This is a genomic window from Paraburkholderia sp. BR10937 (assembly GCF_040965695.1).
Taxonomy (GTDB): Bacteria; Pseudomonadota; Gammaproteobacteria; order Burkholderiales; family Burkholderiaceae; genus Paraburkholderia.
On sequence record NZ_JBFRCL010000089.1, the window covers coordinates 1 to 26,906 of the forward strand.

The 26,906-nt window shown below is 57.1% G+C and carries 22 protein-coding genes; 10 read left to right on the forward strand and 12 right to left on the reverse strand.

Annotated elements, in window-relative coordinates; all coding sequences use genetic code 11:
* Positions 1-266: 266 nt before the first annotated feature.
* Positions 267-1,298, reverse strand: coding sequence for an alpha/beta hydrolase (locus AB4Y44_RS39735; RefSeq protein ID WP_368702571.1), 1,032 nt, complete (start codon positions 1,296-1,298; stop codon positions 267-269).
* Positions 1,299-1,475: 177 nt separating this feature from the next.
* On the opposite strand from AB4Y44_RS39735, the gene AB4Y44_RS39740 reads away from it, so the two are divergent.
* Complete coding sequence (locus AB4Y44_RS39740) at positions 1,476-2,078, forward strand: TetR/AcrR family transcriptional regulator (RefSeq protein ID WP_368702572.1); 603 nt, start codon at positions 1,476-1,478, stop codon at positions 2,076-2,078.
* A gap of 81 nt (positions 2,079-2,159) precedes the next feature.
* Here the strand turns inward: AB4Y44_RS39740 and AB4Y44_RS39745 are convergent, their stop codons facing one another.
* The 3 genes from AB4Y44_RS39745 to AB4Y44_RS39755 form a co-directional block, all read right to left on the reverse strand.
* Positions 2,160-2,618 (reverse strand): response regulator transcription factor, encoded by a 459-nt coding sequence (locus AB4Y44_RS39745; protein WP_368702573.1) that lies wholly within the window; start codon positions 2,616-2,618, stop codon positions 2,160-2,162.
* Positions 2,619-3,000: 382 nt separating this feature from the next.
* Positions 3,001-8,481, reverse strand: a complete 5,481-nt coding sequence (locus tag AB4Y44_RS39750; protein ID WP_368702592.1) for an AAA family ATPase — start codon at positions 8,479-8,481, stop codon at positions 3,001-3,003.
* A 531-nt stretch (positions 8,482-9,012) separates the two neighbouring features.
* Positions 9,013-10,605 (reverse strand): hypothetical protein, encoded by a 1,593-nt coding sequence (locus AB4Y44_RS39755; protein WP_368702574.1) that lies wholly within the window; start codon positions 10,603-10,605, stop codon positions 9,013-9,015.
* A gap of 114 nt (positions 10,606-10,719) precedes the next feature.
* Here AB4Y44_RS39755 and AB4Y44_RS39760 point away from each other — a divergent pair, with 114 nt between their 5' ends.
* Positions 10,720-11,496 carry an H-NS family nucleoid-associated regulatory protein gene (locus AB4Y44_RS39760; RefSeq protein WP_368702575.1) on the forward strand — a complete coding sequence of 259 codons (777 nt, stop codon included), beginning with the start codon at positions 10,720-10,722 and terminating at the stop codon, positions 11,494-11,496.
* Positions 11,497-11,529: 33 nt separating this feature from the next.
* Here AB4Y44_RS39760 and AB4Y44_RS39765 read toward each other — a convergent pair whose 3' ends face one another.
* The 3 genes from AB4Y44_RS39765 to AB4Y44_RS39775 all read right to left on the reverse strand — a co-directional run bounded on the left by AB4Y44_RS39765 (position 11,530) and on the right by AB4Y44_RS39775 (position 12,561).
* The gene (locus AB4Y44_RS39765) at positions 11,530-11,859 is read right to left on the reverse strand and encodes an H-NS family nucleoid-associated regulatory protein (protein ID WP_368702576.1); all 330 of its coding nucleotides are present in this window, start codon (positions 11,857-11,859) and stop codon (positions 11,530-11,532) included.
* A 108-nt stretch (positions 11,860-11,967) separates the two neighbouring features.
* Positions 11,968-12,219, reverse strand: a complete 252-nt coding sequence (locus AB4Y44_RS39770; RefSeq protein ID WP_368702577.1) for a hypothetical protein — start codon at positions 12,217-12,219, stop codon at positions 11,968-11,970.
* 36 nt (positions 12,220-12,255) lie between these two features.
* Positions 12,256-12,561, reverse strand: a complete 306-nt coding sequence (locus AB4Y44_RS39775; protein ID WP_368702578.1) for a hypothetical protein — start codon at positions 12,559-12,561, stop codon at positions 12,256-12,258.
* A 219-nt stretch (positions 12,562-12,780) separates the two neighbouring features.
* Between AB4Y44_RS39775 and AB4Y44_RS39780 the strand changes: the two genes are divergently transcribed.
* Positions 12,781-13,752, forward strand: coding sequence for a DUF2971 domain-containing protein (locus AB4Y44_RS39780; protein WP_368702579.1), 972 nt, complete (start codon positions 12,781-12,783; stop codon positions 13,750-13,752).
* A gap of 250 nt (positions 13,753-14,002) precedes the next feature.
* Here AB4Y44_RS39780 and AB4Y44_RS39785 read toward each other — a convergent pair whose 3' ends face one another.
* The 4 genes from AB4Y44_RS39785 to AB4Y44_RS39800 all read right to left on the reverse strand — a co-directional run bounded on the left by AB4Y44_RS39785 (position 14,003) and on the right by AB4Y44_RS39800 (position 16,321).
* Positions 14,003-14,539, reverse strand: coding sequence for a hypothetical protein (locus AB4Y44_RS39785; protein WP_368702580.1), 537 nt, complete (start codon positions 14,537-14,539; stop codon positions 14,003-14,005).
* Positions 14,540-14,786: 247 nt separating this feature from the next.
* A complete protein-coding gene (locus AB4Y44_RS39790; RefSeq protein WP_368702581.1) occupies positions 14,787-15,095 on the reverse strand; it encodes a hypothetical protein in 309 nt (102 codons plus the stop codon).
* A gap of 319 nt (positions 15,096-15,414) precedes the next feature.
* The gene (locus AB4Y44_RS39795; RefSeq protein ID WP_368702582.1) at positions 15,415-16,008 is read right to left on the reverse strand and encodes a hypothetical protein; all 594 of its coding nucleotides are present in this window, start codon (positions 16,006-16,008) and stop codon (positions 15,415-15,417) included.
* A 73-nt stretch (positions 16,009-16,081) separates the two neighbouring features.
* Positions 16,082-16,321: a hypothetical protein gene (locus tag AB4Y44_RS39800; RefSeq protein ID WP_368702583.1), complete on the reverse strand. Its 240-nt coding sequence runs from the start codon at positions 16,319-16,321 to the stop codon at positions 16,082-16,084.
* A gap of 126 nt (positions 16,322-16,447) precedes the next feature.
* Here AB4Y44_RS39800 and AB4Y44_RS39805 point away from each other — a divergent pair, with 126 nt between their 5' ends.
* Both AB4Y44_RS39805 and AB4Y44_RS39810 read left to right on the forward strand, forming a co-directional pair.
* The gene (locus AB4Y44_RS39805; protein ID WP_368702584.1) at positions 16,448-17,845 is read left to right on the forward strand and encodes a CHASE2 domain-containing protein; all 1,398 of its coding nucleotides are present in this window, start codon (positions 16,448-16,450) and stop codon (positions 17,843-17,845) included.
* On the forward strand, positions 17,842-18,654 hold the full coding sequence (locus tag AB4Y44_RS39810) for a BON domain-containing protein (RefSeq protein ID WP_368702585.1): 813 nt from the start codon (positions 17,842-17,844) through the stop codon (positions 18,652-18,654). The genes AB4Y44_RS39805 and AB4Y44_RS39810 overlap by 4 nt, the downstream gene beginning before the upstream one ends.
* Positions 18,655-19,216: 562 nt before the next feature.
* Here the strand turns inward: AB4Y44_RS39810 and AB4Y44_RS39815 are convergent.
* On the reverse strand, positions 19,217-19,636 hold the full coding sequence (locus tag AB4Y44_RS39815) for a hypothetical protein (RefSeq protein WP_368702586.1): 420 nt from the start codon (positions 19,634-19,636) through the stop codon (positions 19,217-19,219).
* An 895-nt stretch (positions 19,637-20,531) separates the two neighbouring features.
* Here AB4Y44_RS39815 and AB4Y44_RS39820 point away from each other — a divergent pair.
* The 5 genes from AB4Y44_RS39820 to AB4Y44_RS39840 all read left to right on the forward strand — a co-directional run bounded on the left by AB4Y44_RS39820 (position 20,532) and on the right by AB4Y44_RS39840 (position 26,323).
* A complete protein-coding gene (locus AB4Y44_RS39820) occupies positions 20,532-21,869 on the forward strand; it encodes a hypothetical protein (protein ID WP_368702587.1) in 1,338 nt (445 codons plus the stop codon).
* A gap of 189 nt (positions 21,870-22,058) precedes the next feature.
* A complete protein-coding gene (locus AB4Y44_RS39825) occupies positions 22,059-22,370 on the forward strand; it encodes a hypothetical protein (protein WP_368702588.1) in 312 nt (103 codons plus the stop codon).
* Positions 22,371-22,735: 365 nt separating this feature from the next.
* A complete protein-coding gene (locus tag AB4Y44_RS39830) occupies positions 22,736-24,691 on the forward strand; it encodes a patatin-like phospholipase family protein (protein ID WP_368702589.1) in 1,956 nt (651 codons plus the stop codon).
* A gap of 237 nt (positions 24,692-24,928) precedes the next feature.
* A complete protein-coding gene (locus AB4Y44_RS39835) occupies positions 24,929-25,621 on the forward strand; it encodes a hypothetical protein (protein ID WP_368702590.1) in 693 nt (230 codons plus the stop codon).
* A 261-nt stretch (positions 25,622-25,882) separates the two neighbouring features.
* Positions 25,883-26,323, forward strand: coding sequence for a DUF5675 family protein (locus AB4Y44_RS39840; RefSeq protein WP_368702591.1), 441 nt, complete (start codon positions 25,883-25,885; stop codon positions 26,321-26,323).
* Positions 26,324-26,906: the final 583 nt, after the last annotated feature.

Genomic DNA, 26,906 nt, shown 5'->3' on the forward strand with positions numbered 1-26,906 from the left:
CGTTCGGGAACCCGGCTTCTTCTCCGCAGACTGTGTCAAAGTGATGCCCATCAGATTGGGAATGATGGGCATCACTTTGATGTCGCCTTCAGCCACCGTCTATAACGGCCGGCACGAGCCGCTTACGCTACAGTGGTGGCGAGAAGAAGTGCAAGAAAGTTCTTTGTGTTCATGATGTGCTCAGTCGAATCTTGGAGACGGGGAGACTACGACGTTAGGTGCATCGTGATGCGGGGCGCACTTTGACGCCCCATCCTGCTGAAGATCTACTTTCCGAGGTGCTCTCGAACGCCCGAACTGATTTGTTCAAGCGCAGCCTCTGTGCTCGGTACGTGACGCAGAGCGTTGAGCAGGACGAAATCGTGAATCGTGCCGTTGTAGCGGACCGCCGTGACCTCCACGCCAGCATTGGCGAGTTTGCGGGCGTACGCCTCTCCCTCGTCACGCAGCGGGTCATTTTGTGCCGTGATGACGAGTGCCGGAGGCAAGCCCTTGAGTTCCGCGTCAGTTGCCCGCAGCGGTGAGACGTAAGGGTTATTTCGGGTTTGAGCATCCGGCGCGTAGCGGTCCCAGCCATATTTCATGAATGCACGCGCCAGGAAGCGGCCAGTGGCGTAGGACTTATAGGATTCGCTATCAACACTGGCGTCGGTGGCAGGGATAAGGAGTACCTGATAGCTGATTTTCGGGCCTGCGCGGTCCTTGGCCATCATGGCAATTGCCGCTGTCATATCGCCGCCGACGGAGTTACCGGCTACGGCTATTCGAGTGCCGTCAGCGCCTATTTCATGCGCGTTGGCAGCGACCCATTTAAGAGCGGCGTATGACTCTTCCAACTGAGTAGGGAATTTTGCTTGCGGCAGCGGCGTGTATTCCACGAACACCCCGATCTGACCGGAGCCGACGACCAGGTCACGAAGCAGTCGCTGGTGGTTGGCAAAGTTACCTGCGATCCAGACTCCTCCGTGGATAAAGAAGAGGACGCCCGGTTTGGTCGCGGGATGCTCCGGCGTCATGACGTAAATCTTCACGGTGCGGCCGTCAGCCGAAATCGTGCGCTCGGATGTCGTTACGCCCGACATATCCACGGGTGTCTTGTTCTGGAGCCCCGTCAGGACGTCCTGAGGCTGTGGCTGCGGTAACTCCCAGAACGGCGAACTGTTCTTGTTGAGTTCGATGAGGAAGCCGCGGACTTGCGGATCAAGGTTTGCGTCCGTCGAAACGTCCTGAGCAAAGGCGGTCTGCGTCATGACGGTGGCTCCGATCAAGGCGAGTGCGAGATTTGAGGTGCGGTTCATGAGAGGCTCCAAAAAGTTGAGTTTCGATCAAAGTCCAAATTCTTGAGGTAGACAGGTCTGTATCATCTATGGGACAGATCTGTCTGTCAAGAAATTGCCGCCATACGATGGTTTAGTTGACACAGACAGGTCTGTATCATATGCTGCCGAGATCGACTGAGTGAAGGAGGTGGCTACATGAAGCAGCCCGTCGTTTCTGCACGTGAGCGGATTCTGGACACAGCAGCTCGCCTGTTTTATCGGGACGGCTTTCGGGCGACCGGAATTGACAAGATCATTGCCGAGTCAGGGGTGGCAAAGATGTCTCTTTATCGACATTTCGCGTCGAAGGACGATCTCATTGCGGCCTTTCTGGATTGGCGTCACGACTTCTGGATGCGATGGTTTCTCGAGGCGGTCGAAGAACGCTTTGCTGAGCGCCGCGAGTTGTCGGTGATCGCCGATGCACTCGGAGAGTGGTTTGCTCAGGAGGACTATCGTGGCTGTGCCTTTATCAATGTCGTCGCAGAGTCTGGGGCAACCGGTAATCCGGCACACCTGCAGCAGGCAGCTTCGCATAAGCAAGGACTCGAACAGTTCATCGCAGAACTGGCTTCTAGGCTGGGCCTCGAGTCGCCGGCTATCGTGGCGGGAGATGCCATGTTGGTTGTGGAGGGGATGATCGTACGGTTTCAGATGATGCACGACCCTGCTGTCGTGGAATCTGGTAGGCATGTACTCGCTGGAATCGAGAAATCCGCGACGCAGCGCAACCCGAATTCCGGGGCCAAAGCTGGTTAGGCTCTCTCGGAGAGACAGATCGTCCGCCGCACACCGGCGATCTAGTCGCGCTAGCTGGCCGCAGGACGCATGCCGGCTCCGTCAATCGCGGTCTAGTTTGACTGCAGCGCGGATGGCCGCCGTTAGTTCTCGGGCGCTAAAGGGCTTGTTAAGGAGTGCGCATGCGCCGCTCGCGAAAGCTTGTTGCTGAAGCTCCGGCGTCGGGTAAGCGGTGATGAATATCGTGGGCACGTTTTTCCCTGCGCTAAGCAAACGCAACAACATCTCAACACCGGACATTTCCGGCATCTGTACGTCTGAAATGATGCAGTCCGGCTGCACTTCGCGCGCTTGCGCCAGCAGGGACCCACCAGATTCAAAAGTCTCTACGTCGTAGTCGTATGAACTCAGAAGGTCCGATAGCCCGGAACGGACCGACGGGTCGTCGTCAACAACCCATATGACCAGTGGTGCATGCAATGGTCTCACCCCCAAAAAATTATCGTATCGACAGCGCGCGAACTCTCTGCTGCGGTTAGGCAAATCAAGCTTACCTAACACGTACGTTACTCGAAACCATACACTGGTATAGACCGAGCGCGTGCTCGATGAGTACTACGACGACAGCGCTCGGCGAGTCGTTGCCGTCCTCCGGCTCGAAAGTTGAGGCGAATATTTGTCCCTGCTCACATAGCGGGAAGCGCAAACTAGATGACCGCCCTGGTCGGGTCCTCCGGTAACCCACGGACGACCTCAGTTGGCCTCGACGATAGGACAATCGAAGTCGGATCAGACCGGCTTGCACGCTGCGGTGGTGATGTCTGCTTTCGGCCACTTCAATGAATCCGATTCCCCATGTCGGAAAGCACGAGCACCGGGTAAGCTATGCGAGCGCATTGGCCGTCTCACTGCAGCTCAGACTTCGTGTGGAAGATCCTGACAGTCAAGACGAAACAGTGGGATGCTGAGGTAGCGAAAACTGAACTACGGCGCCGTACGGCGAGTCGTCGCTCGCCCACATCCGGCCGCCATGCGAGTTGATGATAGAACGGCAGATTGAAAGCCCCATACCTAGACCGGTGGACTTCGTGGTGTAGAACGACGTGAAGGCGTGTTCAGCTCCCTTTGGGCCAAATCCCGGCCCTGAGTCGCGCACGGTCACGAGCACGTGCGCTTCGTCGGCCTGCCTTGTCGCGATCTGCACTTGTCGTAGCCCATCTATGCTGCTCATTGCCTCCAGCGCATTCACGACCAGATTGAGAATCACCTGCTGTAGCTCCACACGGTCGCCTTCGATGAGCGGCAAGCCTTCCGCGAGTTGCATGTCCAACAGGGCACCACTTTTCCTTGCTTCTCCCTGGATGACTTCCACGATCTCGCGGATTGCGTCGTTAATGTCCACCGATTCCTTTTTCGGTGGTGCTTTCCTGATCAGTTGCCGAATCCGGCCTAGCACGTCACCGGCGCGAATGGAATCCCTGACGATCCGCTCGAGCGCGCTGCTGGCCTTGGCGACATTCGCGGACTCGCGATTTAGCCATCGTAACGCCGCCTCGGCGTTCATCGCCGTCGCGGCGATGGGCTGATTGACTTCATGGGCAATCGAGGCTGCGAGCTGCCCCATGGTCACAACGCGGTTCACGTGGGCCAGTTCGGCCTGCACCTGCCGAAAACGCTCTTCGCTATCGCGAATTTCCTTTTCAGCGTGCTTCTGCTCGGTCAGATCGAGCACGAACGCGACGCCTTCCCAACCGCTTGCGTCGAAGGCAGCCAGGCCGACGATGACGGGTATGCGGCTACCGTCCTTCCTGACGTACTCCATCTCGAATGGCTTGACGCGGCCGGTCGTTGTCACTTCGATCTTCGTGCGCGTGGCATGGTCAAGCAGCTCCGGCGGAGTGAGATCCAGCCAGCGTATGCGACCTGAAACTAGATCGTCGCGCGTGTAGTCCACCATGCGCAGAAACACGTCGTTGGCTTCGAGGATGTTGCCATCGGCGTCCCAGATATTAATCCCGATGATGTTGGCATCGACGAGACGACGAATCCGAGCTTCGCTTTTTGCGGCGTCGCGATACAAACGTGCATTTTCAAGCGATATTGCCGCCTGCGAGGCCATGAGCTTCAGCACCGCGATCCGCGCGGGACTGAACGCGCGGGAAGTGAGATTGTTCTCGAGGTATAGCACACCCATCAGCTTGGCGCCATTTATCAGCGGCAAGCACAGGATGGAACGCGCGCGATGCTGACGGACGAAGGAATCCGCTGCAGTCAGGGGATCCGTGGAGGCATCGTCCAGAACGATATTCTCGCGCGCACGCAAGACATGGTATAGGACCGACTCCGGCAGCATCGCCGCGTTGACCGGCGCGTCGGACAGCTCTACTTGGACCGCGTCGCCGGCGGTCGTGGCTTGAGCTGCCGTCCGGTGCTCGTCCCCATCAGAGAGAATGAGCAGGCCCCGTTCCGCGCCCGCCTGTTCCAGTGCGGTCCGCATAACCACATCGATTAGTCTTTCCAGATGGATCTCGCCTGAGGCCGCCTGTAAGACCTTAATGACGGTCGCCAGCTCGAGGTGCTCAATTGGCGCTGCTATCGTATCCGTCGGTCCGGGCTCCGTCTCTTCCGTCCTCAGGCAGGGAAACTCCTCCTCGAGTTGCCGCACCTTACCGTTGGCGCCCCAACGCAGATAGCCATAGCGGGCTTTCTGCATATACATGTGCGCAATGCTGCCGAGAGCGCGGGCTGCATAAAAGCGCGACGCGAGTTCGCTGGCCAGTGCTTCGACGTGCGCGAACCCGCTTTCTCGGGCCGATTGAATGGCCTGTTCGTACAGTGTCTCGGCGTCTAACAGGCGGTCCTCGATGCGTGCGATCTCAGCAGCGACCAGCGCAGTATGAGTGGCGAAGTTCTCCGGGCAGAGGTCCGCCCAGATGCGCAGCTGTTTGTGATGGGCACTCAGTGCTTCCAAGTGCTGCGGGAGCTCGCAAGCCGCAGCGGAAGCGCACCGGGCAGCCCGGGCCAGGGCTGCATAGAAGTAATATTCGACCTCTTCGAAAGACGCGTACAAGATCCAGCGCAGTTCATTTGCCTTTGAAGCGGCACGCATGGCGCCGTCGTAGTCGCCAGCGAAAAAGCGCGCCTGTAGTTTCCGGATCCAGTACCAACATGCGTGCGCCACAGATGCCTCGGGCAGACGGCGTTCAGTGCTAAGCTCATTGAACTGCGCGTCGTCAAGGTTGCCGAATACCGGTGTCAAGCCGCGAAGTGACCGGATCAGCGCAAGTTGCACTTCGATCCAGTCAATGACGAGGCCGAATCGCACTTTCCTAGCGTACGCCAGGCCAGCTTCGGCCTCTCGTTGTACCTCGGCTAACGGCTCGCCGATCAAGAGCAGGTTCGAGACGAGGTGGTTGCACGCAAACGCACCGAACGTCAGGTCGCCGGTTCGGTTTGCCGTATCGAAGACGCGGCGCAATTCATCACAGCATGCGCGTGCGGGCTGCACCCAGCGTGCGACAGACAGGGAGAAGGCCAGGTACGTACGGGCTTCATAGCGTTCGAGGCCACGCCGTTCAACGAGCTTATGGCCGAGCCAGCCGAATCGAAATCCGGCCTCGTAGTCACCAAAGATCCGTCCAGCGAACTTAGGGAAACGGGCGTAGGCCACGCACGAGGCATCGCCATTGCCATGCTCAAGGCTGAGACTGACTGCCTTGCATACCGCCAGGCAAGCGAGCTGCCCATCCGTGAGCAAAGCAGGTGTGAACAGCTTCACAAGTGCTTCGACCGTCGCGAGGGCAATCGCGTCCTCCATCGGTGGCAGATCGACGAGTTCCTCGATGGCCCGGTTACCAAGCAGTGACCAGATACGCAGGTATTCACCGCGTACCGTCACCTCATCCGGATGGGCTGACCACTCGATGCCCACATGGCGAAGGAAGGCGAGGCAAACAGCGATCGCATTGTCGCGTTGATCTAGAACGATGTAGACGTCCATCAGCTGGCATGCAACCTGGGCGCGTTCGAGCGTGGTCGCAGCACGCTTGGAAAGTGCCGCGAGTCGCGCTTCGGCGGCCGGCAGTTGTCCCGTCAGGAATTCGCATTCTGCCCGGTTCAGCTCCAAGGCAAAGAGCAGGTCATGCTGCCGTTGCCAGCAATCATCCCCCAGTAGTCTGGTGGCCGTGGCGAAATAGGCGAGCGCCGAGGTGTATGCTGCCGACGCCCTGGCGCGCTGGCCAGCGCGTAGGTTAAGTTTGGCTAGTTCTTCACGTTCGTCACGCTCGCTTATCAGTAAGGCGCCGCGATTGAGCTGCCCCACGATCTCGAAGACTGCTTCCTCTCGCTCTTCCGCGGGCGTCTGCTCAGCGAGCAGCCGGCCGATCCGCAGATGGGCACCGGCGCGCGATGCTTGCGGAATCAGTGAATAGGCCGCTTCATGGATCCGGTCGTGAACGAACGCGTAAGCGCCTTCCAGCCGCACGGCCAGTTCCTGGCGAACCGCGTCCCACAGGACTTCGTGAACTCTCGCCTCAGGTATGTCGAGCACAGCCGACAGAGTCGTTATGTCCGCAACGCTCCCGAGGCAGGCAAGCTGCTGCAGCGCGTGCTGCGTTGCAGCCGGCAGGCGGGTCAGCTTGGCGGCCATCAGGTCCACGACGTTGTCGGCATAGTCTCTGGCATGGATGCGTTCCGCATCCCAACGCCACTGTCGCGCGTCATGATCGAACGCTAAGAGATTGCTTTCGGCCAGCGCCTGCAGGAACTGGATCACGAAGAACGGGTTGCCGCCTGTCTTGTCGAACACGAGGTGCGCCAATTGCTCGACTGATTCGGGCGCACAGTGGAGTGCATCGGCAATCAGATGCCGGATATGCGCACGGGTAAGCGGCGCGAGCCGGATTTCCCCGATCTTCGCGCCGGCTCTGCGGATAGTCTGAAGCGTGGCGGTCAGCGGATGGGCAGCATCCACTTCGTTGTCGCGATACGCGCCGATGACCATCAGGTAGCGCAGGTCCGGGTGGGTCAGCAGATCGGCAAGCAGCTCCAGTGTCGCAACATCGAGCCACTGCAGGTCGTCGAGAAAGAGCGCAAGTGGATGGTCGGCCTGGGCGAATACGCCGATGAAACGCCGGAACACCTGCAGGAAACGCTGTTTCGCCTGGTGTGGCTCGAGTTGCGGAGGCGGGAGCGGCTCGCCGATGATAAGCTGCAATTCAGGGATCAAGTCGCTCATGATGCCTGCGTTGGGCGCCAGCGCCTCCAGCAAGGCTGCACGCCAGCTTGCCAATTCGGTGTCAGACTTGCCAAGAAGCATGCGCACGAGCCCCTGGAACGCCTGAATCAGGGTGGAATAGGGGATATTGTGCTTGTACTGGTCGAACTTGCCGGACGCAAACAATCCACGTGGCGGAACGAGGAATTTGTGCAGTTCATTGACTACCGACGATTTGCCGACGCCTGAATAACCGGAGACGAGCACCAGTTCGGGCGCGCCATTCTCGAGAATACGGGCAAAGCTGGCGACCAGGGTATCGACTTCGCGGTCCCGCCCATAAAGCCGCTCGGGAATCACCAGCCGGCCACGCATGCCGTGTTCGTCCAACGGGAAGTCGTCGATGTTGCGCTGACGCTGCCAGTCCGCGAGGCAACGCCGCAAGTCGTGCTCGACACCTGCGGCAGACTGGTAGCGCTCCTCGGCGTTCTTCGCGAGCAGCTTCATGACGACGCGCGAGACAACCGCGGGGACAGCGCCTACTCGTGCGAGGGGTGGCAGCGGCGTTCTGGCGATATGGCAGTGCACCCATTCCATGGCGTCGCTAGCGGCAAAGGGCAGGACACCCGTTAGCATCTCGTAGAACGTGACGCCCAAAGCATAAAGATCGCTGCGCGAATCTATTGAGCGATTCATCCGTCCGGTCTGCTCGGGCGCCATGTAGGCGAGCGTTCCGGCGATGGTTTCGGGTGGCTCAGGGGCTTGGCGCTCGCGCGGCAATAGGGACGCCAAGCCGAATCCGGCGAGCCGTGGTCGCCCATCGTCGCAGTGCACAAAGATGTGCGCGGGCTTGAGATCCTTGTGGACGAGGCTGCGCTGATGAAGCTTGCCTAGCGCGGCTGCAATGCCAATGGATAGTTCCAGGAAGTAACCGATCTCCAGTGGGCTGCCGAGCAGACGCGCGAGTGGCTCGCCGCCCGGATCCTCAAGCACCAGTGAGATGCGACCGTCTTCGCGTACGAGCCTCAGGGGGCGTACCGCCCACTCGCTGTCAAGCTCGTCCTTAAGCTCGACCTCGCGGGCAATGCGATTGAGGCTGGCCGGCAGGGGTTGATCAGCGGTAAGCCGCACTAGCAGCACATTCTGTCCGGCTCCTGCCCGGCAGACGATGCGCTCGCCATCGTCCAACAAAATATCTTCATTATTCATCGGGGTAAGAAGAATGCGTTGTTGTTGTGTATGCAACCATCTCGTCAATGATATGCGTTCTCCTTCGCGAAGTCATTGTCAATTCTCCGAAGAGGAAGGATATCGGCCCAAAGGCGGCAGTTCCGACGCGGAAAGCACGACCGAGTAGGTGTAACAAAAATCGACAGCCACGACGGCGGTGCCGTGCAGTCGAAAGCGCGATTCGTCTGAACAGAAGCGCTTTAAGTTAGTTTCGCCTTCGAATTACCACGAGTCCGGGCTATAACGTCCTAGCGTCGCCTCTAGTCGGGATGCTGTGCTACATCGGCCACATGGTTAATTTCAACGACTGGGGATGCCAAGGCGACCGCCTGGATGTTGACAATCGCAGCGCTCCTTTCGCGACCGTGCTTGGCTTTGGGGGGTTGAATCGACTGATTGTTCGCATTGCGCTGGCACCAACGCTGGTGGGGGCAGTTTTCACATTGGGGCCAACATCAAGCATCCACGTGCTGCGCGCATCTCCGCTAATGGATCGCAGATGGAAGGATCCTACGGCGATAGCCCAGCATCTGGATTCTCTCGCAGACGGGCCTCGCGGAGCTTACCTCCTGCAGTGCCGCTCGTCATATCGACCAGATTGCCGAGGATGGATGGTTTGAGGCGACGCCCGTCGGGCAGCGCAGCCGTCCAGTAAACCGAGCTGGAATAATGCTCCCAGTTCTCGCCGGATATGTCGAGCGTCAACCTCCTTTTATGGGGAACATCAGCGACGGCGCGTAAATCGCTGAAATGCTGAAAGCGGTAGCGCGCGAAGATGCAACATGTCTCAAATACATACAAGACGGGGATGGAACGTCGGAATTTGAATAGCTTCGACCACAGTTCGTCGTAGTCACACCAGAACGCACGGTTTATCGAGAGGGCGAGACGACAGTCTTTGCCCCTTTCCCACCAAAAGCAGGACAAGCCTGGTTGAGACTCTATTTCGCCAAGTGCCAACAGCCAATCCTCCGGAAGGCGGACAACGAGCACCTGCCTCTCGTCGGTGAGGCCACAGAATCTTGCTGGTAGCGTCTTTGCGTCCACAAGGTAGCAGGTGTCGTAGCCGTTCGTCGAGCTTCTTACTGACTCAAGAAATGTATTCGATTCAGCCGAGACAATTAGGCCGTCTGCACTTTCTTTGGCGCACGAGTCACGTCGTTGAAGCATTTGCCACACGCGCCTTGACCACGCGCCAACCCGATGCTCATCAATCTGCAGTTCGCCGGCGCTGACTACCGCACCAATTAGCTGGAGTGCAAGAACTTCGTCTGTTTCTCTAAGGAGTAGGTCGCGAATATGGTGTCCAAGACCGGCCCAGAGTCTCTCCACCCAGCACATCTGTTTGACATAGTGCCAAACTGACTTGAAGTATTCGCTCGTCAGCCCGTTTGCCAGCACCTCGGCGGCAACCTCGGGTACGTCAGTCTCCAGCCAGTCACCCAGAACCGACGTGTAAATCTTGCCCCAGAAGTCGGGGGCGCCGCTGTTGTCGCAAGCGAGCAATTCGCGACGCGTATGGGCGACAGCTGTGGCCAGTGCAGGTTGCAAAACCGGGTCCAATTCATCTGCGGCTCGGGCGTCACTCGAACACTCCACGTGGATTCGGTGAGTGTTTTCGGGAGCGGTACAGTTCGCCCCGGGATGCGGACGCCCAGAGGCCTCCGCGTCTTTCGAGTCCACCAAGACGAAATGTAAGGCGCGCCCAATGGCGGTACGTGCTTCTGGGTCACTGTACCCCCAGGCGTGGCTTTTAAGTGCGCGTCGCATATCTTCGGGGGTGAGGTAGCCGTCGTCGTCATAATCAACACCCGCCTCTGCGCAGCCTCTCAGATAGCTGCTGAACCGATGGGACTCGGCGATAGGTCGCAACGCTGCGTAATCGCGAAGAAGCCTGGTAAGACTCTCCAGCTGTCCCGATTCGACCAGCGGCCCCATGACTGAAGGGACAGACTTCGTAAGAGCCCAAACTACAAGCTCCGCGACAATAATCGGCGTGCCGGCGCGGGCGGATTCGTCCATACGCGCGATCAACCGGATGGCTTCGGCGAGAGCCAACTCGACTCTGTTGAGTTGAGGTGCCGCCGGCTTGTAATGTTTCATTTCGAGATGCCTAGGTGGTTATGGGTTGCTGCTTACCCTATCTAGGCAGCCGGCTTTATATTTGCGCGCGAAATTTATGGCATATTGCAGCCAATTTTCACAGTGAGGGAACTCATGGCTACGCTCGAAGGCATTCAGGAAAAAATCGCCAAGTTGCAGGCACAGGCAGAGGCGTTGGTCGCAACAAAATCGACTGTGGTCCTGGAAAGAATTCGTGGACTGATGGAAAAGCACGGCGTCACCCTTGCCGACATCGAGGCGCATGTCGGGAAGCGACGTGGTCGCAAGCCGGGGGCTGCGGCGTTAGCGAAGAAGGGCTCCTCTGTAGCGAAATATCGTGACCCAAAGACGGGCGCTACCTGGTCGGGCCACGGTCGTGCACCGGGGTGGATTGCGAATGGGAAGGACCGCACCAAATTCTTGGTTGCAGGCGGGGCAGCGGCATCGCCTGCATCGGCTGAGAAAGCTCCGAAGGCCGGGAACTACCCCCGCGGCCCGCAACCGGCCCTGTATCGCGACCCTAAGTCCGGTGTGACTTGGAGCGGGCGTGGTCGTGCTCCGGCTTGGCTTGCCAGCGCCAAAGCCCGCTCCAAGTTTTTGATTGCAGAAGCTGCGGCGCCTGCTTCGTCGGCGAAGGCAAATGCCGAGAAGGCTGCGCCCGCCAAGACCGCTCCGAAGACGACGGCGAAGAAGACTGCTGTCAAGAAGTTGGCGGCGAAGAAGGTTGCTGCGCCAGCTCGGAAAGCGGCTCAGAAGGACAGTGCTGCCGCCAAATCGCCTGCCGCCAGAAAGGCACGTGTGCCGAAGCGCACGGCGAAATCTGAGGGCTCCGTCGATGTTGCCGTTACTCCGGCACCTACTCAGGTTGCGAGCGAGCCGGCCTCAGCCTGAGTCGATTCCGAACTGCCCAGCGAATATGGGAGTTCAGGTGCCCGCGGCGTATTTGGCCAGACGCGTGCCAGCAAAAGGGTCGTTGTGCCAGTCCACCGCGCGGCGGCTGGTTGAGTTCGTTTCCGCGGTTTCCCTGATTGCAAAATGCTCGAGCGACTGCCCGGCACTAGTCGCCTGCATCACCCATTGAGGCGCAGCACCTTTCCCGTCCCAGATGTTTCCGATGGCGTCGCGGTAACGTGCCGCTCGCAATCTTTCCTGGTCCGCGGCAATCGACGCGGCGACATCGTCTGGTCCGATTCCCAGTTCGGCCATCCTGCGGCGCAGGTAAGCCACAATGCTGTCTCGTTTTCGTTCGTCCATCTACGTGTGCTCCGCTCTCAGTACAATTCTTGAGCAGATGAGTTCAAGTCGTCTGTCGCCAGGATAACACAGCTCGGAAGGGCATTATCGACGGCGGCTGACGAGGCATCACGTGGTCTGCTCCTGTTCTCTGATTTGTTGCTGCTGTGCGGCTCGCTCCTCCGCGTGCTTCTTCGCAACATGATGACCGACGATGCAGCCACCGACTGCGCCGACGACTGCGTGGTGGCCGGCATATTGTCCGGCTACGCCGCCCACGACCGCACCCTTGAGGCAGCCGGCGGCATTTGCTGTTCCGGCCGCCGCCAGTCCTAAGGCGGCAGCCGCAGCGAACGTACTGATTCGGCAATTCAGATTCATGATTGGCACCAGCGTGGTTTTAGACGTTGCATCGGATTAATTGCGCCAATCGCCGCGGTCGTGCCACTCGCGCTCACGCCATTCGTGCTCGCGACGGTCGTGTTCTCGCCATTCATGTTCCCGCCACTCACGTGCGCGCCAGCCATCGTCGTCGCGATAGGCCATCGCAACCGGAACAGGCGCGTACGCGACAGGCGGGGGAGCAACGTATACCGGTTGAGCCGGGGCGTAGGCTACGCCAGGAACGCCAATCCCCAATGAAACATCCACGTGCGCGCTTGCCGCCGTCGACGCGGCCAGTGCGGCTACGCCCAGTACCACGCAAAGAATCTTCTTGTTCATTTTCTCTACTCCACCGCACACTGTGTGCGTTGTTGGTGAGCACGGTTCGGAGTTTAGGCGGTGCTTTCGGGCACATGTGCAACTGTGGTGCGAGATTGGTAACAGCAGATTATTCGGAAACTGGTAGGCTGCTCCGGCCTGAGCATCCCGCTGCGAAGTGAGCAACGCATCCTCCGTCTATGCGATTATGTAGCGGACCCAGAACAAAAGAGGTAGACCATGAGTACGGATTCCGCGTCAATCCCTGCACTCCACGCGCAGCTCTTCGCGAGAACGATGAAAGGGGAGCAGTTCCCCACAAAGAAACCACTGATTTCGCACTATTGCTCGACCGCCACCCTCGAAGCAATACTCAAGAATGAACAAATCTGGTTTTCGAATCCGCTGTTGATGAATGATTTGGAAGAGCTGAGGTTTGGGATGCAAGTCGGTCGGGAGCGGATTCGCGGTCACACGGGGCTCTCACAGACTTTCGGCTCAGGTGAACGGTACGAAGCGTTCAAAAACCATCTAGAACATTTGTTTGACGGCTTTGCGCGAGAGGGCGCCTTTGACGTGTACATCGCGTGCTTTGCGGAGCATACAGCGGGGGACCGCGATGGCTTGCTGTCTATGTGGCGCGGCTATGGCGCCAACGGTAGCGGCGCGTGCATCGTTTTTGATACCAGAACGCTCAATGAGATTCCGGAGTCTCCACTCTTCATTGGGAAGGTCGCATATGCCGACCGCGCTACTCGGATTGGCTGGGCCGACGAAATCCTCGACGTTTTTTGTGAGCTGGTGGCCCGGAACCATTGGACTGACGACGACTTGAAATTTCTCGCGGGGGCGCTGTTTGAGCGCATCTTGATGCTTGCGCTTTACACCAAGCACCAGGGCTTTCACGAGGAACGGGAATGGCGCCTCGTCTACATGAAGCATCGGGACACAACTGGCCTGTTGACTCGAATGCTTGACTATCACATTGGACCGCGAGGTACCGAGCCGAAGCTCAAGTTTGAAATCAAGCCACTGCATGGCGTAACCGACTCGTCTACGTTTCTCGACGAGCTTGTTCACAGCATCATTCTTGGGCCCACGGCGGCCGCTGATATCCACCGGCTGTCGGTCCAACGCATGCTGCAGAAAATCGGACGAGGCGCCTTGGTACCGAAAGTCGTTTCTTCAACGATACCGTTCCGTTCGACCTGAGTTGAAATCGTGCCGCTATCTTCAAACGGGGCTCGGAATTCGCGCCTTTAGTCAGGTCACTTTGGCTGCCCCGTCTGCACCTAGACGAACTCGGTTCGACAGAGGAAGCCATTTCTGCTTTGTGTCGCAACCGCTGCCCTAGCCGCAGGGGCTGAACCGCTGCGAATCGCATGCAAAGCTTGTCGTACTCGACTCCGAAGCTGTATTGGGTTGCGTTCTCAGTATGCGCCCGGTGGGGCCGCACCGCGAGTTACGCATCGTCCGCTTCGTTATAGACGCGCGGCATATGGAGGCACGGCGCTGTCAGGAACACCTGGCCTGACTTACTAACGATGATTCCCGCCCTGGTATCCAGAATCGAAACATTCAAGATAAATACGAGGTTTGTGATGTTTCGCTTGTTATCGGGCGTCTTCCACCACCAGAGCTCCGGCATTTTTAACAAGAGCGAATACATACCAAGAACGCTAATTCCCGCGTCCGTTGTTGGCCCAGTCTTGGTATGCATTGAATCGCAAGTCAGAACCTTGACTTTCGTTAACGCTGCGTTGTCCCAGAACGCCGCTGAAAAATTACGAGCGGACAATTCCTCGATAGGTACACCATCTGCGCTGCGAACGCGAACAAGCGTTGGAATCATAATCGCACTTTGGTCCTCGGAGGGCTCGAACATCGGACCAGCTTGCGTCGATGTGAAGCCGATGGCTCCGTCAATCAGGATGTCTTCGTGAATGAAGTGAGCTTGGGGGCCTGGGTGAGTGGTTTTGACCACAGTTCCGGTAGTCATGGTTTTGTCTCCTTGAACAGATATCAATCGAAGCGCACGAGCAAGCCACCCTCGTCCCTATTTTTTCCGATTTCTGAATCGATTACGTTAGCTCCCTTTAATCACGAATGCTTCTTGAAAAATATTAATTGCTGAAAATGCTCGGAGACTACCGACTTATGTTCGGCAGCACACTATCGACTGCGAAATATGCTCAATGAGTTCCGATTTGATTCCTACTCTGAGAGATTGTGAACTGAAACGCTCGTTATTTTTTGCCCTTGAGGGTGAACGGAGCGAGGAGCGACTGAATGTCGACCTGTTGTCCCTGAAGCAAAAGCAGACGAGCGTGGAGTACCATGTTCTCGAGAACAAGCTTCGCGGTGCTCAGCAGGTACATCGCATGGAGGTCCGAGTCCGACATCGCCGCCTCCACCACGTGATGCGGTTCCACCAGCGAACTCATGACAAGGTGTCGCAGCTCCTGCTCGCCGAATGGTAGGTCCGCGTAGTCGATGGGGTCTTCTGCCTCGACTTCACACAGCATCTCAACAAGCGCTTCGGTGCTCACTTCCATGTGCCAGCTCCTTGGCTGGCGCCGAATCGACGTCGGTGCGCCCCAGCTGCCTCAATGGGAGCGGACCGTCGCGTTCTACAGGTCGAGCGGCTTCATTGAAGTGGGGCGCCGCGGAGAGAACACGGCACATTCCCTGCTAATTCAATCAAGTCTGGCCGAAGGCACACAAACGTCCAAATGAAGGCAGGAACTCGGCTCATTGCCCTCCAGTCAACAAAGGCCGAGCAGCTTCGGCTTCTGTTTCCGACGCCGTTCCTTCAATTTGGCGGAACGGTCGGAGCACTGTGCTAAAGAAAAATTGCCTTGCAACGCTGCCTACTCACTGAGGAGCGGTGCGGACCCGGACAACCGAAACGACAACAGGGGAAATAAATTCGGCGTGCACGGTATCGCCGACTTTCAGACTGCTGAGCGATAACGTCGAGGCGACCTCGAACTCCTGGGTCTGAGTCGGGCCGCGGAGCGTCACCTCCCGATTCTTCCGGGCGATTTTGAGCACTGTCGCCACAAACTGCACACTACGCGTTGAGGTGACGTCTCCATTGGACGTCGGCTGCGTGACTTCCGTTTCGATTTGCTCGCGGATGCCATTTGAGGCAACCTTGTCCATACGCGTCAGAATCGCGTTTCTATATGCAATGTCGAGCGTGTCTCCGATTTGCAACGTCCGTACGTCGGTGATAACCGGGCTGATTTCAAACACGACCATCTCGCCGCGGGTATCGCGCAAGGTCACACTGTTGTTCGAGGGGGCCGTCCCGGCGACGCGTGCCTGCAAATGTCGCAAGGCTTCCACGCCAACAGCGTGTTGTTCTGTACGACGGGCAGATGTCTGAGCATCGACTGGTTGCAGTATCAGCACGCCAATAGTGACGACTGCCAGCCGAACCGACCTGGCGCTCGCTGGACGCATATCCGCCTCCTCGAAAAAGTCAGACTCCATTAAACCGGGCAAACCTCACAGTCAGAAGCATAAAACGAAAACATCAGCGCCGCTCACCGAAGCCACCGCTCGGCGACATCCGCTCAAGGCCATTGTCGCCATTGAGCAGGCGGAAGCGATTGCCGCCATCACGGATACGCTCCTGCACCACGCGGAAGTGCTGCCGCAGAACGTAGTGGCGAATAACGTGGGTCATGAACTGCTCGGGCGCCATGTCCAGGTATTCTTCGACCTGTTCCACGAGACGCGCGGGCGAGAAGCATTCGGCGTTGTGGTGCAGCACGATGTTCGTGACGGGCGTTGTTCGCTGAACTACCATCAAATTGGGCAAATATGACCAACGGGGTCCCTGCCTGCAAAACCTGATTGCCTTGCCTTGAGCCGTGGAGTCTCCAGACGGGAGCGCATCGTGGCCGAAAAGGATGAAAACAAACAGCAGCCTCGCGCCGCCCAATCCGATAAGGGCAATCCGGAGGCGAGGGCTGTGCCGCCAGCCGGGCCAGTTCCAAAAGAGGGAGCGGAGGACCAACCCACTCAACGCAAGACGCCACCGGAAATTCCCCCTGAGAAGCCGCCGGGCTCACGGCCGCGCTGGCATTCAGAGCTGCTGTATATCGTGGTGGTCACGTTGATTCTCCTTGTCGTGAAGGAGCTGATTGTCGGAACGTCGTTTGGAGACTGGTGTGAAGTCCAGGCGTTCACGAAGCTTGAAAACATCCTGCCGGATACAACCCGCTTGCGGCTCCCAGTCGTCGTGCTGGACATCCGGGACGTGAAGGGTGGTTATGCGGCAGACCAGCCCTCATCTCGGGACGACTTGCGTTCACTCATCCAGGCTCTGCACCAAGCCGGGGCTGCTGCGGTCGGCGTCGATATCGATGTTTCACCCAACCAAAACGGCTGGCTGGACCGCGCAAAGGACCCGAACTTCTTTGATTTCTGCCTGGAGACTACCAATCAGGGCATGCCGGTGTTTCTAGGCGTGTACAGAACGCGAGACCTTCCGTCGGAGCGATGGTTGGGGTTGGCGAGGTTCAAGCCGCTGGCCACTTTCCTGGGTGCAGCTCCTGCCCCCGACGGGGAAACGGTGAAGCGGGTGCTGGCCGAATACAAAGGGAAGCTGGCGAACGAGCCGCTACCGACCTTGAGTTATGCGTTGGCGAAGCAGTACGTGGGCGACAAGGGGTTGCCCGGACCTCCGGAATGGCTGGAGCGCTTTCTTGAGCCCCTGGACGAATCGACCGAAGGGCGGCTCGTGAATTACAGCAAGCTAGGTCAGCTGGGACGGGAGCGTTCGACGGGTGATGCGGCCTCGAGCATTGCAGCCAGCATTCCGGACTTCAACGGCAAAATCGTGCTGTTGGGAGATGTAGAGGAGGAAGGGCGAGTTCGGGGAGATGCATTTCGACCGCCCGGCGGCGACCTATCAGCGGGTGTGCTGTACCACGCAAGCTCGACATACACGTTTGCTATCGAGCCCCTCTACGAGTTTCGGGGGTGGGTGGAAGTCGTTCTCGACTTTGTGCTTGCCCTGTGTATCTTTCTGGGGATTCTGGCGATAGGAAAAGCGGCCGGGAAGGGCGTGGCAGAGGGGGAATCTGAGTCGAGAATAACCGAGTGGGTTGCCCTGATTCTGGCCTTCGTTGTTTTGATGGCTATTGGCATTGGCAGTTTGCTGTTCTTCCGAGTAATGTGGCTTGACGCCGTGTTGGCGGGCTTGGCGCTTCTCCTTCACAACACGCTCGTACCGATGGTGAAGAAAGCGTTCCACTGGGTTCGCCCGCACCACAAAGGGGGGGCACCATGAATCGCCCTTCAAAATTTGCAGTATCTCTGGCGCTCGCTAGTCTGGTTCCACTTCCGGGTAAGGCGCAATCGCCGGAGCACTATGTCGCTCAGGTCAAGGTGGTTTCCGGCGTGTGCAGGGAGTGTCCACACGGACATCCTGAACATAGTCGGGTTGTCACCAAAGGAACGCTACTGGCGGCTGATGATGACATTCAATGTGAAAGAGCTGGATACGTCGTTGCGTCGTACCGGGATAGCCCAACCAGCTTCCATATCGAAGGGGAAGCCTGGCAACCGGTGGGGTTACCTGGCGCGGGCGGAAGCTCGGACCCGCAGCAACCCCGCGAGGGGCGAATTGCGTATAGCACGGTCGATGAGGCGGAGATAGCCGCAGCCGACATCGTCCGCGATGAATCTAACGCGTCAATGGACATTTCGAACGAACAGCCCGTCGAGATTTTTAAGTCTTATGGGGCCGTGAGTGTACCCCCAAAGGAGGACCGTGCTTTGGCTGAGCGAGTCCGGACTACATTGGTCAAAGACTCCGTAGATGTGAAAAACATCCAGGTCACAGCCACGCACGGTAAGGTCGTTCTTCAAGGTACAGCAGTGGACAAAGAACAGCTCAAGAAAGCGCTCGAATTGACAAAGAACATCGAGGGAGTCACCTCAGTCGACAATAGACTGCTTGTGATGGTCGTGGAAGCTCAAAGAGATGGCGCGGCTGTGAAGGCTCAAGCGCCGGCTGCCGCGCAAGCCGCTCCCGCTTCCCCGGACAGCGGGACTGCGACGGAGAGTACTCCAGGGCACTGGGAAGTCCACTACTAGACGATTGATAAGCAGTCCCAGCTCAACCTAAAACAGGTCAAGTTGCGAACTTGCCTGCTGCGGAGGAGTTCCGCCCAGAATGTCCGATAAGCAAACGCGGGCTCCTCGTTCAAGCGTTGCCTTCAACACAACGGTATGACCCGTTGGACGTGAGGGATTGTGCATGACTTCGCGAAGCGACATGCCGCGTGCCTCGTTACCCGGCCACGGTCGACGGATTCGACAGTATGTCAGCATTCGCCGTAGCAGCCGATGCATGTGCCGCTGCTATCGACCTCTTCAAAGGACAAAGCAAGCAACGTGAACTAGGTTAGATGAGCGGTGGATGTCAAAGGCGGACAGTGGGCTTTGTCGCATCGTTACCCAAGCTAGCTATCGGCTAGGGAAGAACGCGAGGGGAGCAATGAGTCTGCCGCTCGGCATCTGGACGAGCTGATATTCTTTCGTGGGACTCCACGCGTGGTTCTGCTAGGCCTGTGACAGGCAGCAGGCGTTGACCGAAGCCAAACCGAAGCTGAGTCGGCGTCAATTGGACGCAGAGAATCGCGCTCAAAGCGCTTCGCTACCGTGAACACGCTGCTGTGGAATCCGTGCCCCCTATCGAGACAATGGCGGCGAGAACCGCAATCCAGAACGAGATGTGCTCGACGCGAGTCCATGTGATGGCCGTAAAAATCAACCGCGTGCGTACCCAGGGCACCCACGGGCCGATGTACTCACCAAGAAAAGCGGCGCTATCTAAAGCTTTGCTTCGTGTGATGCTGCTGACAATAGTGCCACCAGACAACCCTGCGACGAGTATCGCCGAGACGGCAATGATGTAGAAGGAGTGATTCAGGTGCACGCAAATGCCTGGCAACTTCGCGTTTGCAATCCCGATATAGAGGGTGGCAAGCGTTGTGTATGTCCCAATGTGGAACTTCGTATAGTCGTAGAGGAGCTCCAAATTTTTCTCCATCTTCCGCTCTTGCACGTCGCTCATGGACCTGCTCCTGTAAGTGGTGGCGCCGATAGGCGCGGAATCTCAGACTGAGTCCTGTGCATCAGTCTGACCACCGGTGGCTTCGTAGGGCGAAGCCATGGGAGGCCTCGTCAGACTTCCAAGCACTGCTTGAAAGCTGGTGGATTCACAGCCGTGTGAATCGCTAGCTCGTCGTGTTATGACCAATCGTCCACGACTCAACGAAAAGAGCACTGAAGTTCGTAAAAAAGTCAGGAAAATTAGACGGTCATCTGCGAGCTTGTAATTCAAACGCAAAGAATCTTTCGGGTTCGAATGGCGCATCGTAAAACACGCACAGTGCCAAATGCACCGGCGCATCCGCTACCGCTACCCCAGCTTCCGCCATCCCTCATCTGCAGAACCCGAATCAGTCATGTGCCACATAATTGTTGTAGCGCAGGTGGCGTCAAATGGAAAGGCGAGCTATGTAGTCGCAGTCGCTTACAATGAGCGACTTCCCTATCCAAGACGAATGCAAACCAAAGTCAATTCGGTATAAAATAAATGGCAACGCCGTACTTGGAGAGCGCAGAAATCATTCGAAGTTTCGATACGTTGTCAGACGCGTATACGCCACTTCAAGCCACTTTGCTCGCGTGCACTGAAGCCATGAGGCGTATGCGTATCCAATGCTGAGTTGTGGTTCAAACTTCTGAATTATGTGGTCTCCTTGGTGTGCTAGCGAACAGATTGATTGGGCGTAGCGCAATAGATTCGCTGCATTCCGACGCGTGAAAGAAATAAAATAAAAAACGCGTTTCGGCGTTTCGGCGTCTCGGCTGTAGAGCAGCCGCCATTGCGACTGAGGGATTCGCGGGGGCTATCACGTTGCTCTTCCGCCAGTAATTGGCTCAAAGCATGGGAGGTGGGTAGCATGTCACTCTACTTCGCGTATGGAATTGACCTTCAGAATACGGATTGGCTAGCTCCCGCAGCTGCGCTACTCAAGGACCAGCCCCCGCCTCAGCCGAGCGCTTGCGGTGTGATTCCCGATTGTGCACTTTCATTTCGTCGCTCGACGCTTCGCACGAACGCCATGTTCTGTTCGTTGGCGGACGTGGCGGGAAAATCGGTTTGGGGGTTGCTCATAAACCTCCCCGATAACGTGCTGGCGGCGTTAGTTGATGCCAAGTCAGAAACTCATGAACGCGTCCAGAAAACTGTAACCATTCAGCGACCCAGTCAGAATTTGCCACTTCCAACACAGCTCGTAATTGGAGAAAAGGCAACGGCGATTTGTCTGGTTCCGAAGGTCGACGCGTCAACCGCCGTGCTGCCCGACCAGGATTTGTTGAGGCAAATTCTCGGTGCGACGCTGCAACTTGGCTTTCCTATCAACTACGTTCGGGCAGTCGCGGCTGGGGGCGTTGGCACGGGCTTGACCGTCGACGATATAAAACTCAAGGGCGAAGACCTGACACAGCAGACTATCGAACAAATCTATTACAAGGCTCCGCCTCGCTTCGCCGTCTACGCAACTCAAAAGCGGGTGATGGTTCAGTACGCCGACGATAACCTCTTGGAGGCAAAGCAGCGGGGCGACATGGCCTCGTTGAACGGCCTCAGAAGTCAGATATCCGGTTTGATAGATGGGTGGCAGAATCACAAAAGCCGGAAGAAACAGTGCAAGGCTGCGAAGTACAATGCGCGCGTGGCTGCTGCCTTGAATCTTTGCCTTGAAGGAGATGGGATAAACGCGTTCTCTGCTTTGCAGGAAGTGAAAGCCGATATCGTCGATGAGCGTGCTTCGTGGGGACGATTTGAGTACCTAATGAGTGCTCTCGTGGCCGCCTTCTTCTACTGCGTCGTGATGGGCGGACTCCAAACAAAATATGGCCCTGATATTGGTGACGCGCTCAATATCTTCCGTGCCGCACAAGCTGGCGCAATTGGGGCTTTTTTTTCAATTGCAATTGCAATACGGCAGCGTACGGTCCTCACGGACTTGCGATGGGTGGACAACGCGGCCGATGCAGCACTACGAATAACGATAGGCGTCATCGCTGCTGCTGTTTTATGCCTCTTATTTCGAACGAATTTGGCACCTCCGCTAAGCCTCGGCGGGGCAACTTCGACTCCAGTCACTGGTCCAGCCGTAAAGTGGGACATTGTCGTAACGTTTGGTTTCATCGCTGGCTTCCTGGAGCGCCTTGTGCCGGACATGCTCAGTAAGATGGCGACCTCTAGCGGGAATGGCACACCAAAGAAGTAGGCTTTGGTCCGACATACAGAAAGACTTTGGGAATGCGACGGCGGCAGCGACGGCGGAGGAAAACGTCGTGTCGTTCGTGGGAGTCGCAAACGTCGCGCGCGCTTTAACCTGAAGGCTGTCTCAGCGCCGCGCTAACACCTCCCCGCGTCGAACGCAATGATGATTCAACTCGCAGCACAGGAGACTCTCATGACTGCTGGCATCAAATTCCCGAAAATCCCTTCTGGTCACGGACGAATTCACATTGGCTCTGTGTACATTGACGGAGTGCTAGACGACGGCGGGGGCATCATCATTTCCCCCACAAAAGACGGTGGTGTAGTTGTGACGCGCGTGCCACCTCTCGAACCGGTAAGAGGGGCTATGACCGAAGTGACCAGCTTCATCACCAACGCGAACGTCACGACGGAACAGCTTAGTGCGAGCTTCAAGATTTCAGCGACAGCAGCGAACCAAATCGTGGAAGGGGTGGCAGCTCTCGGTGGCGCGCAGGCAGGTTAGTTCCATGCCCGAACGAAAGCCTGGATGAATGTGCCTTTATCGTGAGGGTTAGCGAGACTAGGTTCCTCGCGTTCGTTGCCTACTGTTTCTTTTAGGCGAGAGTAAATGCAGTGAGACAGAAGAAGGAGCCAATCCAGATAGCAGTCGAGAACGATTGGGTTGCGTTGTGGCGCAACAGGCTATTGCCAAGCCGGCTGATACGAGTTACAGCCGGAAAAATCATGGAACGCGTGCTTGACAAGGTTTCCCTGGCAAAAGAAATGTCCAATGCCTCTGCCTCAACTGAGAGTTCAATCTGTCGGCGAAGCTGCTTTGCGAGAACACGTTAGCGTGGAAAGGAGAGCATGATGGCGGAGAATGCCCAGTTGGACAAGGAAGTCGAGGCTGTGTTGCATGGCCACCCCCATGCGGTAGGGGAGCCTATCGATTACTTCCCAGAGCCCAAGACCGAAGCAAATCTCTTTGAAATAGGGTTGGTGCTAGGAGGCACAGGAGCTACAGGCCCTTACACAGCCGGAGTGCTGGATTTCCTGATTCAGGCGCTGGACGAATGGGAGAAGATTCGTACAAGCGAAGAAAAAGAGAATCTCCTCGAAACCCAGTGGACCGTTCCACATCACCGTGTACGCATTCGCATAATAACCGGAACATCGGGAGGCGGCATATGCTCACTGCTGACTGCTCGCGCATTACATTACGCATTTCCCCCCGCCGTGGACGGCTCTCCGGCCCAGAAACTCGCCGCCAATCCCTACTACGACATCTGGGTTAACGACATTAGGATTGACAAATTTCTGGATTGCTCGGACCTGGTAGGCAGCCCCGTCCCACCCGTACGTTCTGCCCTCAATGGTCAACTTCTCGACACCATCGCAGCTAAGGGGTTGAAGTATCCCTCACTATCCCAACAAGCAACCATCCGTAAGCTGAAAAAGTCCGAGCGGACTTATATCAACAACCCTCTACCCGTTATTGTCACCCACTCCAATCTCACTGGTATCCCATACCGTCAACCGTTTGACGCGGGTTCCGTTAGTGCTGAGTATTTCACTAATCATGCGGACTATGTGCGAATTTACTTTGCCTATCCGTTACCGCTCACGTCGGGTCAGGGGAAGTTGGTCCCCGGTGCAATGTTTATCCTCTCACCGACAGCCAGCCCAACACTACCTCCAAGTTACGCTGCTGGCTTGCAGCCGCTTCCGTGGACGTTACTTTCACAGTTCGCGCTAGGAACAGCTGCTGTACCCGCAGCCCTACCAGCGCGACAGATAGCCCGAGGCGGCGTCGACTATGCCTATAGATTTGCCTGGGACACGGTCAAAGGAAAGTATTCGTGGCTGGTTCCGGATTGGTCCAAATTCAAACCCGCCCAAGGGTGGGCTAAATATGGATTTGTTTCCCTAGACGGTGGTTGCACAGACAATGAACCTGTTGCGCTGGCGCGTCAAACTCTTGAAGGACTGACCTCACCATTGCACCCACAGTTGCCATTGACTCCCGCTGCGCAACCCGAAGAAACGCCTTCGACTGAAAGCGGACCACCCGCCAAGCCATGGGAAAAGCACAAGGCCACTCGTGCGATTGTGCTCGTGGACCCACTTTGTGAAATCCCGCACAACACCCCTGATGCAATGGATGTCAGCTTGGCGAGCACGCTGCCTCGCGCGGTCGACATGTTCAAGCAGACAAACCGGTTTGCGACGGCCGATATCTGTGACTTTCTTCACCCAGCAGTGCACAATCGTTTTTTGGTCGCACCAAAAAGAACAAATCCTCAGCACTCCGGGGAGTTTGAGGAAGGCGCTGACGCGCTGTGTGGTGAGGCACTTGGAGCATTTCTGGGCTTTCTCTCGCCGAAGTTCCGGCACCACGATTTCATGTTGGGGCGCTATAACTGCCAGGCGTTTCTCGAAGGAACCTTCACGCTGGCGTCTACCAACCCACTTTTTTTCAGGAACACTCCTGACTTGGCAAGGCGGGTAAGCAATCGCCCGTCTTCTGCGTTACGTCAGCCGCCCGACGGATACAGTGGCCCCGTCGCGCCAGTAGGGGAATGCCCCATTGTTCCCCTCTGCGGCAGCGCTGCTGACGATATCCCTGAACCTCAGTGGCCACAGAAAGGTTCGCTCGACCCTGAGACACTTCGCAAGCAGGTACAAACGCGAGCCGGGAAGATTATGCAGAGTTTTGGGCAGTTGCTTCCAATGGGCTGGTTTCAGACGTGGCTTCTCGGTCTCGTCATCTGGTGGCTGAAAGGAAAAGCCGCAGATAAATTCGTCGAAATGGTAAACGCGTCCCTGACTTCCAAGAATTTATAAGCTACCCGGGCAGCTTCGACTGAAAGAACAGACATCGAAAGTTCGAGCTGAAAGAGGGAGGCGGTTGCCTCCCTCTTCAGTTCACAATCATCAATCATCAGTTGGACGGGCAACCGCAAAAGGACCGTAAGCGTCTCTCGAATACCTTCGAGACCGATGACGCCGAAGTGAACACAAGGGGACCCACCAAACAAGTGGGGGGCCGACCTGAAGGGGTCAAGCTTGACTGCAGAACTCATGAGCCTTCAACTCGCTGCGCGCCGGTCAGCGATTGAACGGGCAGAAAAGGAATACAAGATTCAATGCGATGTCTATGACACTGCGGACCGCAAGGCGCAAGCGACGACGACAATTGCGGGCGCACTTCTCGCCGCGGATTTGGGCTTTGTAGCCAAACTGAGCGAGACGCCTAGTCTGTTTGCGCAGTTGGCCTTGGTGGCAATAACAGGTGCCTTGGGATGCAGTGTGTTGTTGGCACTGTGGGCGATGTACGCCCGAGACACGGAACTACCCGCAAGCGATTTGGAAACAGAGCCGAAGTATGCAAGTCTGCTGAAACTGAGCACGGACGACGCATACAGCACGGCAGAGGCCGAGCTGCTCGACTTCCTGATAGAGAAGCTGAAGCGTGCGAACGAGTCCGTCGCTGATGTCGGTGCGAACAAGGCCTGCTGGGTGCATCGTGCACAGAAGGCGCTCATCGTTGCCGCCGTCTTCACTATTGCGCTCACGCTCGCGCTGATTTTCAACCCAGACCTCCTGTCGCTGAAATCAAGTTCAGACGTAACTGCCGTTCAGGCGACAGTTCTGCCAACCGAGGCGGGTATCGTGAAGGACCTACGCATTCAGCAGGCATCGCCGGCGGCTTCCGCGAATGACGCCTCACGGGGTAGCCCTAGCTCATCGCCAGGTGTGAAAAGTCCTCATTGAGATGGGCGGGACCCATGTCCGAATTGCCGATACCGCACGCTTCGACAAATTGCTCTGTTTGTAGGGGCGATTGCGGGGCGGCTGCCCTGAGTTTTCTTAGATTTCGAGTCTGAGGTGAAATTGTCGTTGCCGCGCTAGTAGACGATGGAATAGGGGCTATTTCTTTCGAGGTTTGTGCGCTGGAGCACCGACAGTTTGACCGGTGGCGGGAAAGTTATTTGATGTGGCGCCCCCTATCCACTCAGTTGGAGGTAACCAATCATGAATCTCTTGCTCCAACGCACGACAAAGACGGACCAATCAACCGAAGGCAAGCTCTTTGTTGGTACCAGATTTCAATGCTATACGCTTGAGCCGGTATATCGTGAGCAAGCGAACATGCCTGTCAGCGCTTGGAAAGTCTTCGGTTCCACTGCCATACCCGTGGGTACTTACGCGGTCGAGGTCACGTACTTCTATCGTGACCAGTACTATTCTCCGCTCCTTGACAATGTGCCTGGATTCAGTGGGGTGAGAATACACGTCGTAAACTATCCGAAGGATACGGAGGGTTGTATCCTGGTTGGAACGCAGGTCGGGCAGGACGAGGTGCTTAACAGCAAGGTAGCGTTTGATGCGTTGATGAAGCAGATAGATGCGGCAAGGCAGAACAACGAGCCTATCCAGATAACTGTCGAGGACGACTGCGTGACCCAAGTGTAGCGGCGGGTTACCTGCCGTCGACACCCACCGGTCGTCGGTGCTTCTTAATTGTTATGAGCGGGCGGTTCTCAGTCGACGTGGTCCGAGTAGGTGAAGACTGCAGGGGTGGATGCTTGCTGGTAGTGTCTTCGGGGCGCTCTGACGGGACCCCAGAGAGCGAATCCCGTCGCAGATTCTTGCGAGCCTTCCAGTGCGCAGTCGGACGCCAGCTTTGAAGGAGTAAGTTCGCCTTCTCTCGGCCGAGCCCCAATACGGCGGACACTGTTTCAACCTGCATTTCGTGTCTACGGCTCAACTCATCGCTGATTAGCTCCTCGTCCCAAGCCGAAACCTTGCTGGCAATCGACTCATCCGGTGCTTCACAAGTTGTTTGCCGATACCTCTGAAACCCGCACATTAGAGCAACGAGTTCAAGTGCAGCGCAGTGCTTGATACCCGCTCCCTGAGCCAACCTCTCTAGCAGGCTGCTGAAGTACCGGCGGCCACGTCATCGCGGAAGACCAATGAAGCGTTGATAGAAGGCCCCCACTTGCCCCCGAAGATCATGCGCGGCGCCGACACATTCACCGAGAGTTTATTTTCC